Origin of the sequence: Burkholderia theae, assembly GCF_048565265.1 — a bacterium.
Taxonomy (GTDB): Bacteria; Pseudomonadota; Gammaproteobacteria; order Burkholderiales; family Burkholderiaceae; genus Burkholderia; species Burkholderia theae.
In genome coordinates, this window is sequence record NZ_CP183462.1 from 2,759,360 (window position 1) to 2,769,597 (window position 10,238).

Below are 10,238 nucleotides of genomic sequence, written 5' to 3' on the forward strand. Positions count from 1 at the left end.
ATTTCACCTGCGGATCGAAACGACTCCACCTAAGCCGCATCCGGGCTTTAGATGTCCTGCTCGCTCGAAACACACAGACCAAGGGCGGATTCGCATGTGCTATAAATGTGCATATAGTGTGCGACTAGTGAACCGTTATGGAATCCGACATCACTCGCAGTTCGGCGCCGCCCAGCAATTTCGCTCAATTCATGGCGTCTTTGAGAGAACCGGAGAGCATTGCTCCGATCATCTCGGCGAGACGTTTCGCTGCCGCTCTGCATATCGACATGCAGACGCTCGCACGACTGGCCCATGTACATCGCAACACAATATGCCGCTTGGCGGGCTCCGAGAGCGTGCAGAAGTTCCTTCGGGAGGCGCTTCGGATCATCCGGGCGGCAACCGATATCTCCGGTGACGTGCAGAGCACACTCTTCTGGTATCGCAATGAACCGTTGCCAGCCTTTGACTACAAGACTGCTGAACAGCTTGTATCGGAGGGACGTACGGAGGACTTGCTGCGCTACATGGCATCGCTTGAGACCGGCGCGGAGACCATACGTTGCGGGTCTGAAAAATAGCAGCTAGTCTTACGTCATCGCCGACCATTGTTCGGCGACAGAAAACAGGGAGCGGGGCTTACTGGCTTGGACGTCGTTCCGCGGTATGTTGCCTGCCCCACCTTTTCAAGTGCCCGCCGATGAGCGGGCATTTTATTTTTGGGTCACGCCCAACCGCATGGCCATTCGAAACGTGCGCATGATGCGTCGTCGAGATGCCACACTACGAGACGATGATATCGTGACGTGATCGTCACCGCGTACCAGTGTTCGGTTGGCCGCGGGCAACGATCACGAAAGCTGTCTCAGGTTCGATGCTTCTTAGTGACGCACGCGTTCTGCCGCATCTCGTTTCACGAGATTGGACAGCAGATGGCCATAGAGAAAAGGGTGAACGAATGGATTGGAGTTCATTTCCAATGCCCAGATTCTCTCTTCTGGGTCGACGACAACATCAACGGTGTAGATCGTGCCTTCCTGGATCTCGGCGGGAATGCCGCGCCAGCATGCCTCGCCGATCGCGCGCAATTCGTCGCTCCACACCTCAGGCATAGCCTTCTTCAGATTGATATTCTGCCCTGGCTCCCGGACAGCAAGCGCAGAACCGTATCGAAAGTCCACGACGACCGTTTCGTCGCGGGCCGGCACGCGCTCAAGCGAGTCGCCGCAAAAACGCCGCAACGTTTCTGCACGCTCCATATCGAAGCCGGTCGCGCCTTTCGCCCGCAACTTCACCTGGATCAGATCACGCGCCGATAACATGCCGTCTCCGGTTACGCTTGGCATTCGCTCGATCTCCATACAAATCGGGAAATTCTCATAAAACCAAATCTTACCGATCCGACCGTCGATAAACCGCTCGTAGTATTCGCTTTGCGATGCATCGAGCGGCGCCTCGCCGGCATGCCTGAATGGCCCACGAATACCCACGGAGAACGACGAACTCCGACGCTTGACGATCACATCACGGATCGCAGGGTCGTCATCCAGACAATATTCCGGCGTCCGCATCCCGGCACGCTCCGCATAACGCTTGAATTCGATCTTGTCGCTCGCTATCGCCCATCTGCGTACGGAATAAGGCAACCAACCGATGAACCTTCGGGACGCATCGGTCAGTTCAGGCGAATACTGCCTACGCCTGTCCTCAACGTTCATGAACTGCGGATACAGCACCGCTTGCTGATCGTTTCGGCGAATCAGCAAGCGAAAGCTCGACACATCCAGAATCGCATCCGCGCCCGCCCGGTCGGCCCACTTCTTGACGATCTTGAAATGGTTCAGCAGGTTGCCCTTATAGCTTGCCATGATATAGCCGCCCGTTCAGCCGCCGAAGTTATAGAACATCCGCTGTGACTTGCCGCGGATTGCTCGGTGAATCTGCCGGACCGATTCCGCAGAAGCGTCACCGATCGCCAGTTCCGCGACACTTGTATGAGTCGCTTCGTCGCCATTGCATTGCGCAAGCACACGATCGATCAGATCGGCTCCTGCCCCATTCACGAACAGGATCGTCGTAAACGTCGCACCCGCATCCAGCAGTGCTTCCGCTTCCATCGGAGAAATGCACGCCGAAGTCAGCCCGATACTCATCGGATGGTCGTCGTACCAGGACGCCAGATCCGCGTGCGTGGTGACGACTGGCGCGGTCGGATAAATCTTGAAGTTTTCCATCTCAATCTCCAGTGGACTTGGAAAGATTCGCTATCCAGTGATTCAGCGTCAACAGCGAGTAGAGGAACAATGGGTGATTCAGCGTACCTGGCGCCTTCGCGCGAATCGAATCGAGCAATGCTTCCGAAAACAGACCAGATTCCGCAAGAGCAGACAGATCGAACATTTGCGCATCCAATCCGTTCAAGTAGTGTCCCAGCGGAATCAGCGTTCCAGACTTCTTTCTGCGCACAATAAGATCCGGAAGCATCGGACCATACAACTTCGTCAATGCGATCTTGGTCTTCGGAAAATCGAATTTCGTGTGATCTGGAAGTTTGAATGCAGCCCGATAAACACTCAGGGATGCGAATGGATGTCGGACACGCACGCCGAACAGCTTACCCGGATAGTAGCTTTCGGCAAAGATCAGACCCGAGAGTTTCTCGAACGAATTCAGGTAGAAGAGTTTCCTCAGAAGGTCGCCAGGATATGCTCCGACAAGTTTTTCGCAATACTCTATTGCGTAGTGTCGAAGCGCTTCACCATTACGCAAGATACCTGGCAGTTCGCCAATAAAGCGGTGATACGCAAGCGCATAAAGCTCACCGTACGAGAGATGCGGCTGACGCTGGTGCGCATACGTTACCGTCGCGTTCTTCGGCCCGCCGAAGAAGTTGTCACCCCCTTCACCCGTGATGGCCACCGCACGCGTCGACTGGGCCAGCTGATATTTCGGCACGAGCGGCGTATCGATTACCGGCATGTGGTGATGGCGAAGGAATGTCTGATACGTACCGGCAAATCCCGCACAGTCCAGTTCGACACCGCGCAGCGGCACGCCCGTATGCGCGGCTACCGCCTCCGCAAAGCGACGCTCCCCGTCGCCAAGCTCGTCTTCGATCTCGCGCCCGTAAGCCAGTGTCAGCAGATTCGCACCGGCGCCGTCCGCATTGAACAAAGTGGCCATGATCGACGAATCCAGACCGCCGGAACACCATACGTCGATCTCGTCGGACAACGCGGACGCACGACGCACTTCGCATTCGATCGCGTCGCGCAAACCATCCAGCGCTTCTGACTGGCCGATTTCGATCGGCTCGAATAGACTGACCCGCGTCACTTTTCCATCGTACAGCCGGTAATATCCGCTCGCCGCACAATTCGTGATCTCGCGGAAGATCGACATGCCGTGCGGCGCAAAGCCCATCGTGAAATAAAGCGCGATCGCCTCCTCCGACAGCGTCGGGGTCACCCCGTCCGCACGCAAGGCCCGATAGATGCGCGCGAAATTGTCGGATATATAGAGATGCTGCGCGGTGCACGCGAAGCTGAGCGGATAATGCCCCAGGTAATCGCGTCCAAACGATGCGGTCCGCGCATCCGCGTCCACGATAACGGCTTGACAGTACTCGGCATTTGCCAACTGTTCGATGGCGGCGAGATGTTCCGCCTCGCCGGAATGGTAGAGCGTGGCGCGATCGAGCGCCTTGACGGCAAACCCTTCGTGCTCCACCGTGAATGAGGGCAGATGAATCTTCAGCCAGAGGTTCATGAGATCGACGTTATCGAGTACGAATGGCTTCAAGTTCCGCTGCGGACACCCCATTGACCATTGTTCGATTGATCATCGGGTGATCCTCGTGCGTCGGTCCGAAGTCGCTGTCGGGATGATAGGCAATGACCCGCAATGAGTCGTCATGTGTAACGAATGCATGCAACTGCTCTTCATGAATCACGAACGCCTTGCCGGGACAAAGCGCAATGACACCGTCTGGCGTTACGCATTCGCCGGATCCGCTCGCAACGATCCCCACTCGAACTGATGGATGCGTATGCGATGTCTGGCGGATGCCTGGCGGAAAGCACAGCAAATTCAAGCATGCATCCCCGCGCTGTACCGGGGGAATCAGCAGCGAGTCCGTGCAGCCGTCGATATATTTCAGGCGCCCCCACGGTTCGATAGGTCCACCCAACTGGAAGAATCCCGAATAGTCGTGACGACTGACTACGATTCCCCCACCGCCTCCACTCACCTTAGCGCGGCCGGGCACGCAAAAATACATGCCCGGCTGCAGTTCGAAGCGACCCGCTGCGCATTGCAGCACTGCCGTGCCGCCATACACGAAACCGAAATGCGTTCCATCCGCGGGAAGATCCAGCACCGCTTCGTCGTTCCAGGCGAATAGCGAAGTAGGCATGGTATCGGTCGAAACGACGGCCAGAGGCCCATGATTCAATTCGAAAGCGGAGAAAGCACGATTCACGATTACCTCCCTAACAATACGATGTACCGGTTTGCACATGCACACGGCCCAAGCGCGACTCGCGTCCCGATTCAAGCCACCGCCTCGGGACGGATGCCTGGCGGTGCCGCCGAACAACCCTCTTCGGTGCTCCGGTCACCAAAAGAACGGTGTACTCGGATCAATCTGATCGAGCAGGAACGCATAGCCTCCGCTCCTCTTCGGAATGGACGGCTGATTGGGTTGAAGCCGCATGGTGACTAGCTTCCTGTCCCGCCATTCCATCAGACATGTCTTGAAACGACGGTGCACCGAGGTCGCCCGTTCGATCGTGAACAATGAAACATGGCGACCGGTTGCCGCCAGTTCCGCGAGCCGCAGACTCGCCATTGCAGACGTATCGCGATAGGTGTGACGATCCGTGGCCCGCTGTGGGTCGATCGGCCGAACAGTGCTCGTCCAGAAACCCGTGCTGACAAACGAATAGCTCTTTCTGTCGCCAATGACTTCGCTTAGCGGACGGCCGTCGAGCACGCTCCATTTTCTGTATTCAATCTTTGCCTGCTCGTCGATGTAAGCCCACCGACGGTCTTCATCCAGTAACGCGTGACGGCCTGCGGGCGTGACATGCCTAATGATCAGCCGGTCCGGATCGTGGTCGTATGGATTCGCGCTATTGACGTCAAGGCTGACCCATTCGCGCCCTGTTGCGCGGCTGATGTCGGCGGTCGCGAATCCGCCGCCCAGATCACCAAGAAATTCGGCATTCAGGTTGAATCCATCGAACGATGGCGACGAAAAATTAGCGTCGTACAAGCCCAGAACCGTGTTGGTGCCGCCTCCGTAATATCGAATCGGCATCGGCAGCTTCCGAATGAACTGCGCGGCATCGCCATCCGTCACGATCCCGTTCACGATGTTTCGCCATCTCGCGTGCTCCGAGAATTCGAGTGCGCGATAGACATTCCGATCGCGTCGATAGAATGCCGCTAGAACGATTAGAAACACGAACAGGTAGGGCGGTCCGTCCGCCGTGTCCCGTAACAACGCACGGACGATGTCGTGCGCATGGCCCACATCGCGATTGAACAGTTTCAAAAGATAGAGCGCCCATGGACGCCCCGCTCCTGTCGCAATCCAGCTCTTTACGATGCCGATCTGCTTGTGATTGCCATGCGCGCGCAGGTCTTCCAACAATTCACCCAAGCGAGTACCTTGCGTCTCGCGCCCGAGATTCCATTCGCTCAGTTGCCCGGTTGAGCCGTACGTCAGCATCGCATCGAGGTCCCGCCCATACGCTACTGGATCCTCGACGGGCTTTCGCAGGGCCGATTCGAGATATTCCAGGTTTTGCTCGTCGGACATGACATCTCCGATTCTCAATGATGGCGCCGCAGCATCAGCTTCACGGTCGCACGATTTACATTTCCCATGCACGCCAGAAGCGCTGCGATCGTGCACCGCGCTTGCGCGACAACAGCGACCTTATCCACGCGCTTCTGTTGGGTAGTTATCCGAATATCTCGGGAAATGTTTAGTGCAGTGCGAAGATTTTTTTGCCGTGCGCCGGATCGACGCCTCGCGAGATGCATGCGCTATTGACAAGCGCCTAAAGCAACGGCAGCCTTTTACGAGATCGAATGATGATCGTTGCCGTGCAGTGATCGAACCTCGCCCCTTTCACCATGACGAACGCCATCGCGACATGCCTACCCCGCCGGACCGATTACCCTCAGCGGGAAAATTCCGCATGCTCATCGCGACCTCATGCGCGACTTTGCTTCTGGCCACTCCCACGGCGTTTGCTGCAGTGACCGAGCAGCTCATCGACCTCGTCAAACCGAACGGCACGACGCTGCGCTACCTTCTGACGTCCGACCCGGGCGCCCCGACGTCCGATACGGGCATCGTTCTGTTTGCAGGTTCGCAAGGTCAGGTTGGGCTGGCATCAGGGATTCCAAACCCGGGCAGCAATTTCCTCGTGCGTTCGCGACACTATTTTTCGGAAGACGGATTGACGACCGCGACGTATGATCCGAGCTCGGATCTTGGTGCGCTGTCTGACAGTTTGCGTAGCTCCCGGGAGCACGCAGACGAAGTCGCGATGATTCTGACGGACATGAGGAAACGGACCGGCGTCAAAAAGATCTATCTCGTCGGCACCAGCCGAGGCACGATTTCCGCTGCGAACGTTGCGGTCAGGCTGCCGAGCGACGTCGACGGCGTCGTGCTTACGTCGACGGTATTCCGCGCGTCGAGAGGTGGCGGCGGGTTGCAGGGGTTCGACTTCGCCACGATCACGCAACCGCTGTTGTTCGTTCATCACGTGTCAGACGCGTGCAAAGTCACATCTCCTGGGTATGCGCAGGCGCTCGACGGGCGCTACCCAGTCATCTGGGTGGAAGGATCCGAAGGTTCGCAGGGCGACGCATGCGGTCCATTCAGCAATCATGGCTACCTCGGCCGCGAGGCGGCGACCGTACATGCGATCTCCGCTTGGATTCTGCGCCGTCAACTGACGCATCGGATCACGGAGAATACGCCGATGGGGGAGCAGCCGCCGAAGTGAGGTCGGACAAGATTCTTGGATGCCGACAGGTTAAGCAGCGATCTGATACCGATAGAAGCGCTGCGTGAACGCGACAGGCCACTGATAGTTCAGACGCGCCTGCGTGCGTTACCGGTGGTAGAAGATCGATGTATTCGGTGATCACAAGGCGTACGGGCTTGCGTGTGGCTAAGCGACCAGTTCATTCTTCAGCGCTCCCAGAAGGATTCGATCGGGGTGGAGTTAACCCCGTAGTCCCGGACACGGCCTCACACTACGGTTGATGAATCCACGGTGCGTCGAAACTCGCGTGGTGAGCGATATTTCAGTGCGCTATGGTGACGCAATTCGGTTCGGCATGCAAAAAGGTGCGTGTGCTTTGGCACCGGTCGGTCGGCCCACCGGGCGCCTTTGAACTCCACTACAATCAAACAAGTCACACGGACTAAAGTGCACGCGGGACGGGGTTTCGAATCGTTTCCCCTTAGGAATTTATCGAGAAGGTTAGGTGGCAAACTGCATGCTGACGCGAATCAAATCCGCGGCTTCTCGCGACGAAAAAACAGCGCAGAGCCCGTTTCACCCTGGGCTTCCGACGCCAGAATCACACCCATGAGCACGTCAGACAACAGCGAGCCGAATCGTCGCCATCTCGTCGCCTTGGCGATCGACAACAACAGGCAAGCCTGGTACGAGATGGTCATCCCGTTCATCGTATCGCTGCGTGCGACCGACTACCGGGGCCGTATCGGCGTCATCGGCTATGACCTGTCCGCCGAGAAGCAGCAGCGGCTGCTGGTCAACGGTATTGAGGTCTACACAGGGGTCAGGTCGGGCGATTTGCCCTACGATCGCTACATCTCGGCGGCCGCGGTCTTCGACACGAGTCCGGAACTGCATACGCTCGCACTCTACGATGCCGATATCTGGTTTCCCGGGCCGCACTTCGACATCTTCGACGTCGTGCCCGAAGACGATCACCTGCACGTCGCACCTGACGCCCACTTTTGCGAGTTTGTGACGAGCCCAATTGTCGGCGAGCGTAAGGAGGCGTTGGAGCGCCAATGCATCCAAGACGTACTCGACCGGCTGCAGCACCCGCTACAGGCAGGGCTCGTTGTGGGCGGCCGGGCGGCCTGGGCGCGGTTCGCGCAGCACGTTCACGAGCAGGTGGGAAGAATCGGCCAGGACTTTGCGGTGATCTACGGACTCGACACGACGTTCCTGCATTTGTGGGGCGGACTCGGCCACGTTCGGCTCGTGGGTTGCGAGCAAAACTTCGTCACGAAGTGGGGGCTTCACGAGCGGCACGATTTCGGTACGGGGCAGATCGTGCTCGAGCATCGCGGCGCGCGCATTCGCGGGCTACACATGACGGGCGAAATCCGTTACCTGAACCGCTGGCGCTACCTAGCGCGCGATGCGCAGCGCGCGATCGAACTCGGGCAGGCGTTTGCGCTGGCGCTCGAAGCCGGTGCACGGGAACAGCCGGCTGTTTTCGATGCACAGCACGTCGAGCGTTTCGCCGCCATCGGGCTGGCGCTCGCCGCGTACGAGGACGTGCTGCCGAACATGCCGCGTCTCGCTGCGGGCGTTTCGTTCCGGAATCCGCAAGGCTGCGCACTCAATGTGTGGGCGCCGCACCGGGTCGAACTCGCGGTGACGTGCGAGCGGGCGGTGATCGACATCAGCCTTTCGCACCTGAGCGGAGAGCCGTCCGCCATGTGTGCCCAACTCGAATTCAACGGTGAAGTGCAACCGCTGGCGCTGCCTCACCGTTTCAAGCTCGCCGTGAAGCGGGGCGATCGCCTGGCGCTTTGTGCGCTCGCACTGCCCGGACAGGTATGTCATACCGCGTGGGATATTGTCATGCGGGATGCATGACCTGGTGACGGGGCAAGCGGGATTGACCCTGACCCACCAAACTGTCCCGTTTGAAAGCGGAAAATACCGGCATGACGTTGTCATCGAGACTAGGAAGTCATGCCGTGAAAAAGAGCGAGCTCGCGTCCGATCTGCTCGATACTGTGCTCGCGCGGTAGGCCCGCTTTCTCCCCAGCAGCTCTCACCCCACGTAACGGCCGGGGATAGGGAGCGTATTATTTATTTCTAAGTACAGAACGACGACGGCCACATCACTCGCGCTTACTTTTTCTTCGATCCTAGATGTGGGGGCGCCGCAGGAAAAGTGGTTACAAATCGCCACCACCACGACAACTTGGCATCGAGCGACGCTACTTCGGCAAGCCGTCCGACCGCACTCTTCTGAGATTCAAACGCAGATACGGCAACGCCCGCTTACGCGGGCGTCGGTACAAGCGCTAGCAGCAACAGATCGTCATTTTGCAGCCTCGACCTGCTCAGATTTCAAGACAGTCAGCTTCGATTCTTTCACCCCATTCTGCCCGGTGGTGTCGTCGACGAGTTGCAGCTTGCTGCGAGCGTACATGACGCCCATCTTGACCTCCTGCCAGACGTAATAGATCTTTCCGGCGACCGTATCAACATCGAGCGTCGAATCATTTTCGGCCTTCGAGATCAACTGATGACGGCCTGGCTCGACCTCGCTATACAGGTAAGTCTTCGCGGCGGTGTCGCCCAGAATTTTCCCATCCAGCGTCACCAGCATCTTGACGGCGCCCCCCATGTTCTCGTTCCGATACACGTAAATCGCCGCTTTCTGCTGGGGAGCGCTGAATGTCTTCAATTCGGCATCGCGTTGCGGATCGCCCATCGGCACCGAGGCACAGCCCGCCAGAATCAACAGTGAGACGCTCAAAGGGATCACTTTCTTCAATTGCATTTATTGCGCTCCTTTATTTACCACTAGACATCAAGCGTCGATATGTCGACAGCCACGGAATTTGCTGCTCTGCCCGTGTGGTTTTCAACACGCGAGGGCCGTGACGACGGAGCGGTTTTCTAGCCGCCCGCAGTTCAGCATGTGCCGCTGCGTTTCTCCCCGATCGAGGGAGAAACGGGTACCTGACCGTCGAACCCTACCTGTCCGCTAGCGCCATTCCGCAGAGGCATTGCCACAATAGAGCGTGATGAAGTTAGCACCGTCAGCCGCAGAGTCAACAGCAGCCGTTGCACCTACACTTTCTGCCGCAGTAATGGCTGACTAGCCTTGAAGCAATCAGCCATTACCCGCCACCGCTTTATGCGAGGTGATCGAGCCACCTACGCCCAGCGCTGGTAATTGCATAAACAGGCATTGCGGGATTAGCACTACCTGTCACCGTAATG

At 57.8% G+C, this 10,238-nt stretch carries 9 protein-coding genes and 1 pseudogene; 3 read left to right on the plus strand and 7 right to left on the minus strand.

Annotated elements, in window-relative coordinates; translation table 11 throughout:
* Positions 1–137 precede the first annotated feature (137 nt).
* Complete coding sequence (locus ACN22W_RS29995; protein ID WP_419688219.1) at positions 138–563, plus strand: DUF2384 domain-containing protein; 426 nt, start codon at positions 138–140, stop codon at positions 561–563.
* A gap of 300 nt (positions 564–863) precedes the next feature.
* Here the strand turns inward: ACN22W_RS29995 and ACN22W_RS30000 are convergent, their stop codons facing one another.
* The 5 genes from ACN22W_RS30000 to ACN22W_RS30020 all read right to left on the minus strand — a co-directional run bounded on the left by ACN22W_RS30000 (position 864) and on the right by ACN22W_RS30020 (position 5,806).
* A complete protein-coding gene (locus ACN22W_RS30000) occupies positions 864–1,850 on the minus strand; it encodes a hypothetical protein (RefSeq protein ID WP_419688220.1) in 987 nt (328 codons plus the stop codon).
* A gap of 15 nt (positions 1,851–1,865) precedes the next feature.
* Entirely contained in the window at positions 1,866–2,216 is a 351-nt protein-coding gene (locus ACN22W_RS30005) for a hypothetical protein (RefSeq protein ID WP_419688221.1), read from the minus strand.
* Position 2,217: 1 nt separating this feature from the next.
* The gene (locus ACN22W_RS30010) at positions 2,218–3,750 is read right to left on the minus strand and encodes an asparagine synthase-related protein (RefSeq protein ID WP_419688222.1); all 1,533 of its coding nucleotides are present in this window, start codon (positions 3,748–3,750) and stop codon (positions 2,218–2,220) included.
* Positions 3,751–3,760: 10 nt separating this feature from the next.
* Positions 3,761–4,462, minus strand: coding sequence for a cupin domain-containing protein (locus ACN22W_RS30015; protein ID WP_419688223.1), 702 nt, complete (start codon positions 4,460–4,462; stop codon positions 3,761–3,763).
* A gap of 135 nt (positions 4,463–4,597) precedes the next feature.
* Entirely contained in the window at positions 4,598–5,806 is a 1,209-nt protein-coding gene (locus tag ACN22W_RS30020; RefSeq protein WP_419688224.1) for a hypothetical protein, read from the minus strand.
* A gap of 385 nt (positions 5,807–6,191) precedes the next feature.
* Between ACN22W_RS30020 and ACN22W_RS30025 the strand changes: the two genes are divergently transcribed.
* Positions 6,192–7,010 carry an alpha/beta fold hydrolase gene (locus ACN22W_RS30025; protein ID WP_419688225.1) on the plus strand — a complete coding sequence of 273 codons (819 nt, stop codon included), beginning with the start codon at positions 6,192–6,194 and terminating at the stop codon, positions 7,008–7,010.
* Positions 7,011–7,040: 30 nt separating this feature from the next.
* On the opposite strand, the pseudogene ACN22W_RS30030 reads toward ACN22W_RS30025, so the two are convergent.
* Positions 7,041–7,234 (minus strand): annotated as a pseudogene (locus tag ACN22W_RS30030) (IS3 family transposase); the annotation flags it as partial.
* Positions 7,235–7,601: 367 nt separating this feature from the next.
* Here ACN22W_RS30030 and ACN22W_RS30035 point away from each other — a divergent pair.
* Complete coding sequence (locus ACN22W_RS30035; RefSeq protein ID WP_419688226.1) at positions 7,602–8,873, plus strand: hypothetical protein; 1,272 nt, start codon at positions 7,602–7,604, stop codon at positions 8,871–8,873.
* 454 nt (positions 8,874–9,327) lie between these two features.
* On the opposite strand, the gene ACN22W_RS30040 is transcribed toward ACN22W_RS30035, so the two are convergent.
* Positions 9,328–9,792 (minus strand): DUF2846 domain-containing protein, encoded by a 465-nt coding sequence (locus ACN22W_RS30040; protein WP_419688227.1) that lies wholly within the window; start codon positions 9,790–9,792, stop codon positions 9,328–9,330.
* Positions 9,793–10,238: the final 446 nt, after the last annotated feature.